We start from the raw sequence: 13691 nt of genomic DNA, 5'->3' as shown, positions 1-13691 counted from the left end.
TACACACGGTACACTGTTCGAAATGGAGGGTATCGGTGAGTAAATACACTTCTCAAAATCACACACAAGTCGTCCAGCTTTTTCAAGATGGGCATTACTTTTTTCATAAAGGTCTTAAAGCATATAGAGAAAGAAATTTGTCTAGGGCAAGTAAGCTAATACAGCGGGCCATCGTACTTGAGCCTGAAAATGTAGAAATGCTGTCACAGCTTGCCATTATTTATACTGAAATGGGTCATTACCAGCAATCAAACGAACTGCTTGATTTCATCCTCGAACACATCGATGAAAACATGTCTGAGTGTCACTACTTTAAAGCCAATAATTATGCCAATCTCGGACTATTTCAAGAGGCATATAAATCAGCTACTGCTTATGCCGCACTGGAAGAGAACGGGGAATTTGCGGATGAAAATGACGACCTCCTGGACCTGCTCGATATGAGCGACGAAGAGGACGAAGATTTTCCTTATGATCAGGATGACCTGATTGTGAAGCAGGATCAAGCAAACCATTTGCTTGAAAGCGGCAGACTCGATGAAGCCATTGAGATGCTGGAACAGATGATTGTTGAGTATCCAGAATTTTGGTCAGCGTATAACAATCTCGCTTTGGCCTATTTTTATTCTGGCCGAATCCATCAGGCGAAAGAAATGTTGAACCGGGTCCTTCATGAAAATCCCGGTAATCTGCATGCCCTTTGCAATCAGCTAGTCTTCTACCATTATGAAAAAGAAGAAGAGAAGGTCAACAAGTTAGCGAAGCAATTAACGCACGTGTATCCAATACTAAGTGAACAGCGTTATAAGCTTGGTGCAACATTTGCCCTTGTAGGAGAATTTGAATGGGCCTTTAAATGGCTTTATTCTTTGTACAAAACAGGTTTTCAGGGAGATAGTACATTTTTATACTGGCTTGCAAGCGCAGCCTATCATACAGGCCACAAAACGCTCGCCCAAACGGTTTGGGATAAGATGGTCGAAGAAGATATCGACGCAGATGAGATCAAGCCGTGGCAGGATAAACCTGAGGAGACTGAGCCAATGGTCTCGATTGAGGAACGGCTGACTGCGTATTATGTCAGTAAGCAAAAAGGAGAACGTGACGTTCTGCAGTCTGTCCTTGATGCACGTGCAGCGAAAACGGCCTTTGAACAGCAATTCATAGAACTGCTTTTGTATGAAGATGAAATGAAAGAAAAGTCTTTTTCAGAAGATGCAGTTTTTGCAAAACAGGCGGCATCCAGTTTAGAGGAAGCCGTTCAGCCTGACAGCCATATGCCTTATTTTTGGTTATTCCATATTATTCAGCAGGCACGTGCTTCTGGTATTGATAAGAAAAATGCGCCTGCCTGGGCAGCAGCATCTTATTATCTATGGATGAATGAACAAGAAGAATCAGCTGTCAGCAAAAAAGACATTGCGTCTGCTTTTCAAATCAGTGTTCAAACACTGTCAAAATACGAACGAGAAATCTGTACGTTAATTGATTAAATAGGTAAATAGATTCAGAACATCCCAGCATGGCCGAAAAGGTCATGCTTTTTTCTTGGATAAAAAGGTGGGATTTGCAAGGAATTGGCGAAGTATGACAATCACGACATGTTTTTGAAACATAAATGTAATAAAAATATTAGCTCATTTTGTCGATGTCTCATGTATAATGAAAATCGTGGATTAAAACAAAGATAGATATTTAAATATTTTACTATACATAATGAAACACCCAGTGATGAAACAATCTGGTCAACATCTGACTGAACAATCAGGAAGAAAGACATAGAGAGCACAGATTGGTCGCAGAGAATTTGCTGCTTTCTAATGTCGCTTGGGAAATTGTCAAAGGAGGAACTATTCGTGAAAAAGTTTATTACTTTCGGTTTAGCTTCGGTGATCGGAGCGAGCGGTTTATTTATTCCATTTACACATGAAGCAAACGCACAGAACTTTGAACAAAAGAAACAAGAACTAGACAGCAAACAATCTGAGGTAAACAAGAATCTTCAAAAGAAAAAAGAAGAGCTTTCAAAGCTTGAAGCAAAACAAGAGGCACTTGCACAAAAGCTTAAAGATATTGATGAGAAAGCTTTAAAAACAAGTGATCAAATCGAAGAAAAACAAAAAGAAAATGAAAAAACTAAAAAAGAAATCAAAGCACTGAAAAAAGAAATTGCTGATACAGAAAAACGTATTGAAGAAAGAAACGAGTTCTTGAAAAAGCGTGTACGTGCCCTTCAAGAGAGCGGCGGTTCTACGAAATACATAGATGTATTACTAGGAGCAAAAAGCTTTAGCGATTTCATCAGTCGTGCAGGTGCAGTTTCTACACTGATCAACGCAGACAGTGAAATCATTAAAGAGCAGGAAAAAGACAAAGCAGAGCTTCAAAAGTCTGAAAACGAATTAAACACAAAGCTTGAAAATGTGCAAAGCACACTTGCAAAGCTTGAAACACTTCAATCAGACTTGAATAAACAGCTTGATGAAAAAGACAAGCTATTCAAGCAAGTGAAAAAGCAAAAAGGAAGTGCTTTTTCTGAAATCAGCGAGTTAAACAGTGAGGCTAACAGCATTGCATCTGAAAAAGACGCAACAGTAGCTGCACAAAAACAAGCTGAAAAAGAAGCTAGAGAAGCAGCTCAAAAAGCAAAAGAAGAAAAAGCGCAAAGACAACAGCAGCAGCGTCAAGCTAGTGTTCAAGCGGAAGACAACAGCTCAAATAACGATAGCAGCCCGTCTTCAAGTAACAGCGGGTCATCTAATAACAACAATAACAACAATAACAGCAACAGCAGTTCACCAAGCAAGAAGCCATCTACTGGCGGTGGATCACCTGTCAGCAGTAACGTAGGCGGAATTGAAGGTGCAATCAGCACAGGTTCTACTATTGTTGGACAATCTCCATATAAATGGGGCGGCGGCAGATCACAAGCCGATATTGACGCACGTCGTTTTGACTGTTCTTCATTCGTTCGCTGGGCATTTGCATCAGCAGGTATCAACCTTGGACCAGTTGGCGGTACAACAACAGATTCGCTTGTAGGTAAAGGAAGAGCTGTAAGTGCATCTGACATGAAACGCGGAGACCTTGTGTTCTTTGATACGTATAAAGTAAATGGACACGTTGGTATTTACTTAGGAAACGGTACATTCTTGAACGATAACAGCTCTCGCGGTGTTTCAGTTGACTCGATGAGCAACGTATACTGGAAAAAAGCATTCAAAGGCGTTGTAAGAAGAGTCGTTGAATAAATCATTACTTTTTATATAACCGTAAACAGGCTTCCTTAAACAGCAGTTTAAGGAAGCTTTTTCTTTTTTTGAAGATATGAGCAAATGATTCGCTTATTCCCCGCAGATTTAATAGGATATGGGTAAGGAATAAAAGCTAAGAGTGGAAATGATGCTCTCTGTCATGAATGGAAGCATCACCCAAGGGCATTCTAATAAGAAATGCGAGCAGCAATTGAAGAGGGAGTGACAGTTGTGTCAGAAGAAAAAATCTACGATACGATCATCATTGGAGCGGGTCCTGCCGGAATGACAGCCGCTGTTTATACATCACGGGGAAATCTTTCAACATTAATGATTGAAAGAGGAATTCCAGGCGGACAAATGGCGAATACGGAAGATGTCGAGAACTATCCTGGCTTTGAAAGCATTTTGGGGCCGGAACTTTCAAATAAAATGTTTGAGCATGCGAAGAAATTCGGTGCAGAGTATGCATATGGTGATATCAAAGAAATCGTGAACGGTGAAGAGTACAAAATCGTCAAAGCCGGCTCAAAAGAATACAAAGGACGCTCTGTCATTATCGCGGCAGGGGCTGAATACAAAAAAATCGGTGCACCAGGTGAAAAAGAACTTGGCGGCCGCGGCGTATCATATTGTGCAGTATGTGACGGAGCATTCTTTAAAAACAAAGAGCTTGTCGTCATTGGCGGCGGAGATTCTGCTGTAGAAGAGGGTGTGTATCTCACACGCTTCGCTTCTAAAGTAACGATTATCCATAGACGCGATAAGCTTCGTGCACAAAGCATTTTACAAGCACGTGCCTTTGATAATGAAAAAATTGACTTCATGTGGAACAAAACCGTCAAACAGATCAATGAAGAAAACGGGAAAGTCGGCAGTGTGACATTGGTTGATACGGTTACTGGTGAAGAAGAAGAGTTTAAAACAGACGGCGCCTTTATCTATATCGGAATGCTGCCACTGTCTAAACCATTTGAAAATCTCGGCATTACAAATAAAGAAGGCTACATCGAGACAAACGAAAGAATGGAAACGAGAGTGGAAGGTATTTTCGCAGCGGGTGACATTCGTGAAAAAACACTTCGTCAAATTGTCACAGCAACAGGAGACGGAAGTATTGCAGCACAAAGCGCACAGCATTATGTAGAAGAGCTTGCTGAAAAACTCAAAGCAACGAAATAATTGGCTGTCGTAAATCCTTAATATAGCGTCATGGGCTTTTAACTGGAATGTAACACGGGTGAAATAATTTTCCGTTATGATAAAACTAGTAATTGACCCCCTTTTATAAGGAATACATGTTTGGCACGGATGTGAATCCGTGTCCTTTTTTTTGCCTAAAATCAGAAATTCACGAGATGTTCACAAATGACGCATGGAGAACCGTTAGATGCTGTAAAATAAAGAGTAGAGAAATGGCTCGTTACATCATTCAAACGAAAACCGGTCTGTTTTCGGGGAAGAACGGGCATGTTCATTGTGGGAGTCAGGTTGAACCTGTATAATAAGTTAAAGACATAAAAGAGTAGGTGACAGCTGATGCAACGAGTAACCAATTGTGTGCTGCATCACGAAGATCAAGTTCTCTTGCTGCAGAAGCCAAGACGGGGCTGGTGGGTAGCACCGGGCGGCAAAATGGAAAGCGGAGAATCGGTCAAGGATTCAGTCGTTCGAGAATATAGAGAAGAAACAGGTATTTATATTTTAAATCCGCAGCTGAAAGGTGTTTTTACCTTTATCATAAAAGAAGGCGATCAAATCGTTCAAGAGTGGATGATGTTCACCTTTATGGCAGATTCATTTACCGGAAAAAACGTAACAGAGTCAGAGGAAGGCATTTTAAAATGGCATGACGTAAACAATGTGCCTCATTTGCCGATGGCTCCAGGAGATTCCCATATTCTTGATTTCATGCTCAAAGGAAAAGGACTTCTGCACGGCACTTTTACGTATACACCCGATTTTGAGCTGATTGCTTATCGGTTAGATCCTCAGGGAGAATAATACATGAACCGTTTTCATAAAGAAGGAGAGGAAGCAGGCATGAATACACACAAACAAGAAGATATTCAGCTTGTGATTATTACAGGAATGTCAGGTGCGGGGAAAACCGTAGCCATTCAAAGCTTTGAAGATTTAGGCTACTTTTGTGTTGACAACCTGCCGCCATCACTTTTACCGAAATTCCTAGAGCTCATGAAGGAATCGAATTCCAAGATGAGCAAGGTCGCTCTTGTGATGGATTTGCGCGGACGCGAATTTTTTGACAGCTTAATTGCGGCATTAGATGAAATGAGCGATCTTGACTGGATCACGCCAAGAATTCTATTTTTAGATGCAAATGATAAGGTACTTGTCTCAAGATACAAAGAAACGAGACGTTCGCATCCCCTTGCGACAACAGGTTTGCCGCTTGAAGGAATTGCAATGGAGCGCGAGCTGTTAGAGGAGTTAAAAGGCCGGTCTCAAATGATTTTTGATACATCGGATTTAAAACCAAAACAACTGCGAGAAAAAATCGTCACGCACTTTGCCACAAACCAAGGACAGGTGTTTACAGTAAACGTGATGTCCTTTGGCTTTAAATACGGTCTGCCGATTGATGCTGATCTGGTCTTTGACGTGAGATTCCTGCCGAATCCTTACTATATTGAGAGTATGCGTCCACAGACTGGAAACGATGAAGAAGTGCGCTCCTATGTGATGAAATGGAGTGAAACGCAAAAATTCACAGAGAAATTAATCGATCTTCTCAGCTTTATGCTTCCGTCGTATAAGAGGGAAGGAAAAAGTCAGCTTGTGATCGCCATCGGCTGTACAGGCGGGCAGCATCGATCTGTGACGCTTGCCAACTATTTATCGGAGTATTTTAAAAACGATTACTATACACATGTCACTCACCGGGACATTGAAAAGAGAAGCAGAAAATAGATGACGACACTACCAAAGGTGGTCATTCTTGGCGGTGGCACTGGCTTATCTGTTTTGCTCAGAGGGCTAAAAACGAAGCCAGTGGACATTACCGCTATTGTAACGGTTGCTGACGACGGAGGCAGCTCAGGCAGACTGCGGCATGATTTGAATATTCCCCCTCCAGGTGATATTCGAAATGTCCTTGCAGCTCTCTCTGATGTTGAACCGCTTGTAGAAGATTTATTTCAGCACCGTTTTAACAAAGGGAATGACTTAACAGGCCACTCACTCGGCAACCTCATTCTTGCGGCCATGACAAATATAACCGGTGATTTTTTTCATGCCGTCACTGAAATGAGCAAGGTTTTAAATGTGAGAGGAAAAGTATTGCCAGCAGCAAATTCAAGTGTTGTTCTTCATGCGGAATTAGAAAATGGGCAAATGGTGACAGGAGAATCGAAAATTCCCACCTATGGTGAGCGAATTAAACGAGTGTTCCTCACACCCGATACGATTGAACCGCTGCCAGAATCTATTCAAGTCATTCGTGAGGCGGATTTGATCGTCATTGGGCCTGGCAGTCTGTATACGAGTATTTTGCCAAACTTGCTTGTCCCGCATATTGGAGAAGAAGTGATTCGCTCAAAGGCGAAAAAAGTGTATATTTGCAATGTCATGACGCAGCCGGGGGAAACGCTTTCCTACAGTGCAGCTGATCATGTTCAGGCATTAAATGATCATATGGATCGTCCATTTATCGATACGATTTTTGTGAACAATAAAGAAATTCCAGAAGAAATCAAAGCAAAATATGCAGAAGAACAGGCACAGCCTGTCCAATTCGACACAGATGCACTGAAAGCAATGGGACTAGAAGTGATTCCTGGAGAAATCATTACATACGACCAGCATGTCATTCGTCATGACACGCTAAAAGTAGCCTCGCTGCTTGTCGATCTGCTGCATCAGAAAAAATAGGAATGGGGGTGGCAAGGATGTCATTTGCATCCGAAACAAAAAAAGAGCTGACTAATCTGGACGTGAAGGACTGCTGCACAAAAGCAGAGCTTTCTGCCCTCATCCGTATGAACGGTTCATTATCTTTCTCTAATCGAAAATTGATTTTAGATATACAGACAGAGAACGCAGCCATTGCAAGACGTATTTATACGCTGCTTAAAAAGAAATACGATGTGACAGTCGAGCTGCTCGTCCGTAAAAAAATGAGATTGAAAAAGAATAACGTGTATATTGTCAGACTGGTAGAACGAGCGAAAACCATTTTAGAGGATTTAAAAATATTAGGTGAGCAATTTGTATTTGAGCGCAATATTTCAGAAGAGCTCGTGAAGAAAAGATGCTGCAAGCGCTCCTATATGAGAGGTGCTTTTTTAGCAGGCGGTTCTGTGAATAACCCAGAAACGTCCTCCTATCACCTTGAGATTTTTTCACTATATAAAGAACATAATGATGCCCTTTGTGAGCTGATGAATCAATTTCATCTCAATAGTAAAACACTTGAGCGCAAAAAAGGGTACATTACGTACATGAAGGAAGCAGAAAAAATCACGGAATTTTTAAGTGTTGTGGGCGCTCATAACTCACTGCTTCGCTTTGAAGATGTGCGAATCGTTCGAGACATGAGGAACTCCGTCAACCGGCTCGTCAATTGTGAAACAGCAAACTTGAATAAAACGATTGGTGCATCACTGCGTCAGGTCGAGAACATTCAATTTATTGATGAAAAAATTGGACTTGATGCCCTGCCGGAAAAGCTTCGTGAAATTGCTAAACTGCGAGTCGACTATCAAGAGGTCACGCTGAAGGAACTTGGAGAAATGGTGGAAAGCGGCAAGATCAGCAAGTCAGGGATTAACCACCGTTTAAGAAAGCTAGATCAAATCGCAGAACAATTACGAAACGGACAAGCTGTTACACTCAAATAGGAGAATGAAAAAGGGAGGCAGATCATATGGTGGAAAAAACGGTCACCATCCAGCTGAAAACAGGCTTGCAGGCACGTCCAGCTGCTTTGTTCGTACAAGAGGCTAATCGCTTTGGAGCTGATATTTTTCTAGAGAAAGATGGGAAAAAAGTCAATGCGAAAAGCATTATGGGTCTTATGAGTCTAGCGATCAGCTCTGGGGTTACTGTCACACTGATTGCAGATGGTGCGGACGAACAAGAAGCCATTGAGGCGTTAACAGATTTTATCAATCAAGAAAACTGAGTCCCTTCAAAGGCTCAGTTTTTTAGGAGGGAATGTCATGATTCAATCAGCTTTTTTACAGAAGATCGGATATGAAGGCCAGTCGATCACCTTTAATGACTTACCTGTATTATTAAAAAAAATGGCCTATACCTTTCCATTCGAAAATAGATCTGTTCTGAAAAAACAATCCTATGATTTGAATCAAGAAGGGTTGAAGCAGCATCTTCTTGAAGAAAATAGAGGAGGCCTTTGTTACGATCTCAATCCTCTCTTATACTATGTGTTAAAAGAGGCTGGACTTTCTGTACAGCTTCTTCAAGGGACAGTGTATATCAAAGAAGCGGATACGTGGGCCATTGATGGCACGCATGTAGCCATTATGTTGAAGCATCATAACGAACGCTTTCTCATTGATGCGGGATTTGGTGTGAATTTACCTCTTCAGCCTGTGCCTTTTACAGAAGATTGGGTGGAAGGAGCGTCTATTCGGTTTCGCGTCAAAGCAGAGAAAACCGAAAAGGGGACACATCTACTCCAATTAGATAGGGGAGATGGTGCTGAAACAGGCTATGCTTTCACATTGAACGAGGTGGACGAGGCTGCATTGGTCCAATTGAGACACGAGATTTATGAAAATGAATCCTCTACTTTTAACAAAAGACCACTTGCGTCAAAGCTCACGCCAACAGGACGTGTGGTCGTTACTGAGGATCATGTCACCACACATGAACATGAAGAAGTGTCGAAAAAGCCGCTTCCGGTTCCTTTTGAGGATTATGTGAAAAATCTTATACCGTAAACCATACTAAAAGACAGCCCCAGATGAAACAGGGCTGTCTTTTGTATTGATTATCGAATACGTGTGAAAGTCGCATAATGGTCTGTTGTTTTGTAAATGAGCCAGTCGCTTGAATACACAAGACGGTCAGCATTGCGGAAGCCTGAAACGTAGTTGATGTCTGCCTCACGCCATGTGCGGCCGCTTGCTGAAGGAAGACGTCCTTCCCGGTTTGAGAAAATATCTCCACCGATGCTTTTACCTGGCGCCACTTCTGCTAGATTTCCCTTAGATGCCACCCATCCGAGAGCAGTTGCTTGTGATTTCGTAATGTAGTTATCAGGCAGTCGTTTGTAGCGAATTAAATAATCTGCTACACCATCAAATGTATTAATGACGGCAAGGGTACGTACATCTGGCGTGAGCTGAATAGAAGCAGTTTCAGTTGTAGCTGTTGGTGTAAGAGGTGTTTCTGCATGAGCTTGCTGCGGGACAAATCCAGAAAACAGGATAGCAGCGATCAGAGCGAACATAGTCAAAACCGAACTTAATCTTTTCATCTTCATCCTCCTATTAAGGAAATCGGATGCCGTCCTCTTGATGCTTGTCTAGCCCATATTATAGCACCCGAACATGAAGGAAATGTAAAGAATCAGGATCTTTGCTAAAATGAGTCTTTTCTCCTGAAGCCTCTTAAAGAAATAAATAAAAAGACGCAGTTCAGTTCCCTGCGTCTTATTTGATCAAGAGGAAGCAAGCTCCTTCACAACATCAACAGGCGCCTTCCCATCTATTCCATGAATCACATTATGAATGGCTCGTTTCAGCATGAAATCCCTTGTTGTTTCAGTAGCGGAACCGATGTGAGGGGCTAGGGTGACATTGTTCATCTCTTTGAAAGGATGATCTTCTTGAAGCGGTTCCTGCTCATACACATCAAGACCAGCGCCTTTAATCCATCCCTCCTGAAGTGCTAAAATGAGGCTTTTTTCATCCACTGTTTTCCCTCGGGAAATGTTTACAAATAAAGCCGTTTGCTTCATTAACTTCAATTCTCGTTCCCCAATCATATGATACGTTTCCTCGGTCAGCGGTGTAATCAACACGATGATATCAGCTTGTTTTAAAAGATCATCAAGTGCACAATAGACAGCGCCATACGCCGATTCAGCCTTTTCATTTCGGCTTCGGTTATGATAAAGAACGTTCATATCAAACCCAAGTGCCGCCCGTTTTGCTACTTGCTCGCCGATACGTCCCATGCCAATTATGCCAAGTGTTTGATGATGAACATCAATGCCAAAGATCTCTTCCTCCTGTACGAATTTTGTCCATTTTCCTTCACGGATAAAACGATCCAGCTCGGCGATTCTTCGCGCGGAGGAGAGTATGAGCGAAAAGGCAAGGTCAGCCACGGTATGATCGAGCGTATAAGGGGTGTGCGTACCAATCACGCCTCTTTGCCTCATCGCTTCTATATCGAAATTGTCATAGCCGACAGAGTTATTACTCACTACCTTGAGTTTTGGTGCGTGATCTAACAGCTCTTGATCGATTTTCGTTCCAGACGTTAAAAGACCATCAGCGTGCTGCAGCTTTTCAAACAAAATGTCTCTTGGAATAGGGTCTTTGGATTGCCAAACCTCGTATGTACAATGTTCCTTTAGCATTTCCTCAAAAGAAGCAGGTAAGGGTTTGGCGACAAAAATGTGTGGTGTCACAGTCAATTCGCTCCTTTCACATGGTCATCTTACTCCTTTTATTATAAAGCAACCATTTCGGCAGAACACGTTTGAATGTTAGTAGCTCAATATTTAATATACTAAAATAACGGTAAAGAAAGACATTTTCTTAGTGAAAAAGTAGATTCATATGCCATCTGATGCATTTTTTATCTATATAAAAATAAGCGGATAGTAGAGGAGATATGTGAATTTGCAAGATTTTACGAGAGATTATCTGACAAACTGGAAAATAGATCGAGACTTTTTGATAGAAAATTTATTATATTTGAAATGTATTAAACGGGATGGTCATTTTCTACTAAACCATTTTATTGTCTTTTAGTGTGATGAGAACAATAGATTGAAAACAAACCCGCGAATCCGCTGGGATGCAGCGTAAAATAGAGAAAATAATGATATTTCTTCTCATCGTTTTCTCATTTTTTTCTTTTTTTTCTATCATTTTTCTTCTCTATTCTTGAGAACACGAGAAGGAAAAGGGGGACAGGCACGAGCTTACGTTACTTAAAAAAGATGGGAGATGGCAAAATGGGATCAAAATTAGAACAGATTCTTCAGCACAATTCAGAGTTTGTGAATGAGAGACACTATGAGCCTTACAAAGCGGGGAAATTCCCTGAGAAGAAATTGGTTATTTTAACGTGCATGGATACCCGTCTTTTGGAATTATTGCCGCAATCTATGGGGCTGCGCAATGGGGATGCAAAAATCATTAAGAATGCGGGCGCTATCGTGACACATCCGTTTGGCAGTGTGATGCGGAGTATCCTGCTAGCTATCTATGAGCTAAAGGCAGAGGAAGTATGCATTGTAGGTCATCATGAATGCGGAATGGCAGGTCTTGCGGCGGACCCTTTACTTGAAAAGGCGAAAGCACGCGGAATCGAAGAGAAATGCTTAAGCATTGTGAAAAACTCAGGAGTCGATTTAAAGGGCTGGCTGACAGGCTTTGATTCAGTTGAAGAGAGCGTGGCTCAAAGTGTGAAATTAGTGAAAGAGCATCCACTGATGCCAAGTGATGTGGCTGTTCATGGACTGGTGATTCATCCAGCAACAGGAAAGCTGGATGTCGTTGTGAAAGATAAACTGATTGACCCGCAGTATACCTAAATCATCTACACATACTTAAAGGAGGCCAACACATACCATGCGTTTTTATGGAAGATTTGAAGGGTACAATTCATCAAAGTTTAGACGCGATTTAATCGCTGGGCTTGTCGTGGGGGTTGTGGCAATTCCTTTAGGCATGGCATTTGCCATTGCATCTGGTGTCGGACCAGAATATGGATTATACACAGTCATCGTTGCCGGCATTTTGATTTCATTGTTTGGTGGTTCAAAGTATCAGATCGGCGGGCCGACTGGGGCGTTTGTTCCAATTTTATTCGGGATCGTCAGCCAGTACGGAATTGAAAACTTGCTTATTGCCGGTTTTATGGCAGGCTGTATGCTTGTATTATTCGGAATATTCAAACTAGGAAAGCTCATGAAGTTTATTCCTCGTCCGGTTATCATCGGTTTTACTGCTGGCATTGCTGTCATTATTTTTTCAGGACAGATTGCCAACTTCCTCGGATTAAAGGGTGTTGAAAAACATGAAAGCTTTTTCCTCAATATGAGAGAAATCGTGGTCCATCTCGGTACCACAAACAGTCTCGCCATCATCACAGCCGTCACCGGGCTCATCGTGATTTTGGCGGCACAAAAATACATTCCCAAAATACCTGGTGCTCTATTAGGTCTATTGGCTTCTACGTTTCTCGCCGTTCTCTTCTTTCAAGGACAAGTTGAAACGATTGGCTCTGCGTATGGTGAAATCCCTCGTCAGTTGCCAACCTTCGCTTTTCCTGAATTGACGATTGAAAAAATGATATACCTCCTGCCTCCAGCAATTATCATTGCACTTTTAGGCGGTGTGGAATCGATTTTGTCCGCAATGGTTGCTGATAATATGAAAGGCTCTAAGCATGACAGCAATAAAGAGCTTGTTGGACAAGGAATTGCCAATATGGCGGCACCGCTTTTCGGAGGAATTCCAGCGACCGGAGCTATTGCCCGAACGGCAACGAACATAAAAAATGGCGGAGCAAGTCCGATTTCTGGTGTTGTGCATGGCGTTGTCGTCTTGCTAATCTTAATGGTATTTGCGCCATATGCGTCAATGATTCCACTTGCTGCAATGGCACCAATTTTAATGTTTGTTGCTTGGAATATGAGTGAGAGAAAAGAATTTATCAATATTGTGAAAGTGAAAAATACCGATTCGCTTGTACTTGTCGTGACCTTCCTGCTCACAGTGATCGGTGATTTGATTATTGGCGTTACCGCTGGTCTCATTTTAGCGTTTATCGCTTTTATCAAAAAAATGAGCCAGACGACCAATATCCATACAAATGTCGCTGTTCCTCAGATGGAAACAGCAGCTGCTTTAGAAAAACAGGTAGACGAGAAAGGGATCAGTATGTATTCCATCGAAGGGCCGCTCTTTTTCGGAACAACAGATTCATTGGAAAATTCGATTTTGGACCATGTTCAAACAAAGCCAAAAACACTCATTCTGCTTATGAATAAAGTCAATTATATGGACACGTCGGCAGAAGCGGTTCTCATGAATATCTCCAATCGGTTAAAGCATCATAATGGAAAGCTGATGATCGTTGGGCTTCAATCACAGCCTAAGGAGCTTTTGCATCGAACAGGTCTTTTCCATCATATCGGAAAGCAGCATTTCTTTGAACGAACAGATGACATCTCACCACAGCATCTTTAAGGCTTAGAAAAACACGTGA

General features: G+C 41.9%; 13 protein-coding genes. 11 read left to right on the top strand and 2 right to left on the bottom strand.

The window, feature by feature from the left end; all coding sequences use genetic code 11:
- Window positions 1-35 precede the first annotated feature (35 nt).
- The 9 genes from MHI46_RS16425 (at window position 36) to MHI46_RS16385 (ending at window position 9178) form a co-directional block, all read left to right on the top strand.
- Window positions 36-1493 carry a tetratricopeptide repeat protein gene (locus MHI46_RS16425; protein WP_342502955.1) on the top strand — a complete coding sequence of 486 codons (1458 nt, stop codon included), beginning with the start codon at window positions 36-38 and terminating at the stop codon, window positions 1491-1493.
- 363 nt (window positions 1494-1856) lie between these two features.
- The gene (locus tag MHI46_RS16420; RefSeq protein ID WP_058837575.1) at window positions 1857-3251 is read left to right on the top strand and encodes an NlpC/P60 family protein; all 1395 of its coding nucleotides are present in this window, start codon (window positions 1857-1859) and stop codon (window positions 3249-3251) included.
- 234 nt (window positions 3252-3485) lie between these two features.
- Window positions 3486-4436 (top strand): thioredoxin-disulfide reductase, encoded by a 951-nt coding sequence (gene trxB, locus MHI46_RS16415; protein ID WP_039183330.1) that lies wholly within the window; start codon window positions 3486-3488, stop codon window positions 4434-4436.
- 357 nt (window positions 4437-4793) lie between these two features.
- Window positions 4794-5258: an 8-oxo-dGTP diphosphatase gene (locus MHI46_RS16410; protein ID WP_342502954.1), complete on the top strand. Its 465-nt coding sequence runs from the start codon at window positions 4794-4796 to the stop codon at window positions 5256-5258.
- Between the two features lie 39 nt (window positions 5259-5297).
- Window positions 5298-6185, top strand: a complete 888-nt coding sequence (gene rapZ, locus MHI46_RS16405) for an RNase adapter RapZ (RefSeq protein WP_039183329.1) — start codon at window positions 5298-5300, stop codon at window positions 6183-6185.
- The gene (locus tag MHI46_RS16400; protein ID WP_034281026.1) at window positions 6186-7145 is read left to right on the top strand and encodes a YvcK family protein; all 960 of its coding nucleotides are present in this window, start codon (window positions 6186-6188) and stop codon (window positions 7143-7145) included.
- Between the two features lie 17 nt (window positions 7146-7162).
- Window positions 7163-8113 carry a DNA-binding protein WhiA gene (whiA, locus tag MHI46_RS16395; RefSeq protein ID WP_024423550.1) on the top strand — a complete coding sequence of 317 codons (951 nt, stop codon included), beginning with the start codon at window positions 7163-7165 and terminating at the stop codon, window positions 8111-8113.
- A 26-nt stretch (window positions 8114-8139) separates the two neighbouring features.
- The gene (locus MHI46_RS16390; protein WP_024423549.1) at window positions 8140-8397 is read left to right on the top strand and encodes an HPr family phosphocarrier protein; all 258 of its coding nucleotides are present in this window, start codon (window positions 8140-8142) and stop codon (window positions 8395-8397) included.
- A 37-nt stretch (window positions 8398-8434) separates the two neighbouring features.
- Window positions 8435-9178 carry an arylamine N-acetyltransferase gene (locus MHI46_RS16385; RefSeq protein WP_251181053.1) on the top strand — a complete coding sequence of 248 codons (744 nt, stop codon included), beginning with the start codon at window positions 8435-8437 and terminating at the stop codon, window positions 9176-9178.
- A 50-nt stretch (window positions 9179-9228) separates the two neighbouring features.
- Here the strand turns inward: MHI46_RS16385 and MHI46_RS16380 are convergent, their stop codons facing one another.
- Both MHI46_RS16380 and MHI46_RS16375 read right to left on the bottom strand, forming a co-directional pair.
- Window positions 9229-9717, bottom strand: a complete 489-nt coding sequence (locus tag MHI46_RS16380) for a ribonuclease domain-containing protein (RefSeq protein ID WP_251181054.1) — start codon at window positions 9715-9717, stop codon at window positions 9229-9231.
- 183 nt (window positions 9718-9900) lie between these two features.
- Entirely contained in the window at window positions 9901-10878 is a 978-nt protein-coding gene (locus MHI46_RS16375) for a D-glycerate dehydrogenase (protein ID WP_251181055.1), read from the bottom strand.
- 552 nt (window positions 10879-11430) lie between these two features.
- Here MHI46_RS16375 and MHI46_RS16370 point away from each other — a divergent pair.
- Both MHI46_RS16370 and MHI46_RS16365 read left to right on the top strand, forming a co-directional pair.
- On the top strand, window positions 11431-12012 hold the full coding sequence (locus MHI46_RS16370; RefSeq protein WP_047203875.1) for a carbonic anhydrase: 582 nt from the start codon (window positions 11431-11433) through the stop codon (window positions 12010-12012).
- A 37-nt stretch (window positions 12013-12049) separates the two neighbouring features.
- Window positions 12050-13672 carry a SulP family inorganic anion transporter gene (locus MHI46_RS16365; protein ID WP_342502953.1) on the top strand — a complete coding sequence of 541 codons (1623 nt, stop codon included), beginning with the start codon at window positions 12050-12052 and terminating at the stop codon, window positions 13670-13672.
- The last annotated feature ends 19 nt before the right edge of the window (window positions 13673-13691 follow it).

The organism is Bacillus sp. FSL K6-1000, from assembly GCF_038630785.1.
In the GTDB taxonomy this organism is placed as follows: Bacteria; Bacillota; Bacilli; order Bacillales; family Bacillaceae; genus Bacillus; species Bacillus safensis.
Note: the sequence above shows the minus strand (reverse complement) of the source record. Positions and strands in the feature narration are given on the sequence as shown.

What these genes read in the sequence shown, in the direction of transcription:
- MHI46_RS16410 (WP_342502954.1), top strand. Translation starts at nt 4,794, where the DNA reads ATGCAACGAGTAACCAATTGTGTGCTGCATCACGAAGATCAAGTTCTC.
- rapZ (WP_039183329.1), top strand. Translation starts at nt 5,298, where the DNA reads ATGAATACACACAAACAAGAAGATATTCAGCTTGTGATTATTACAGGA.
- MHI46_RS16400 (WP_034281026.1), top strand. Translation starts at nt 6,186, where the DNA reads ATGACGACACTACCAAAGGTGGTCATTCTTGGCGGTGGCACTGGCTTA.
- whiA (WP_024423550.1), top strand. Translation starts at nt 7,163, where the DNA reads ATGTCATTTGCATCCGAAACAAAAAAAGAGCTGACTAATCTGGACGTG.
- MHI46_RS16390 (WP_024423549.1), top strand. Translation starts at nt 8,140, where the DNA reads ATGGTGGAAAAAACGGTCACCATCCAGCTGAAAACAGGCTTGCAGGCA.
- MHI46_RS16385 (WP_251181053.1), top strand. Translation starts at nt 8,435, where the DNA reads ATGATTCAATCAGCTTTTTTACAGAAGATCGGATATGAAGGCCAGTCG.
- MHI46_RS16380 (WP_251181054.1), bottom strand. Translation starts at nt 9,717, where the DNA reads ATGAAAAGATTAAGTTCGGTTTTGACTATGTTCGCTCTGATCGCTGCT.
- MHI46_RS16370 (WP_047203875.1), top strand. Translation starts at nt 11,431, where the DNA reads ATGGGATCAAAATTAGAACAGATTCTTCAGCACAATTCAGAGTTTGTG.
- MHI46_RS16365 (WP_342502953.1), top strand. Translation starts at nt 12,050, where the DNA reads ATGCGTTTTTATGGAAGATTTGAAGGGTACAATTCATCAAAGTTTAGA.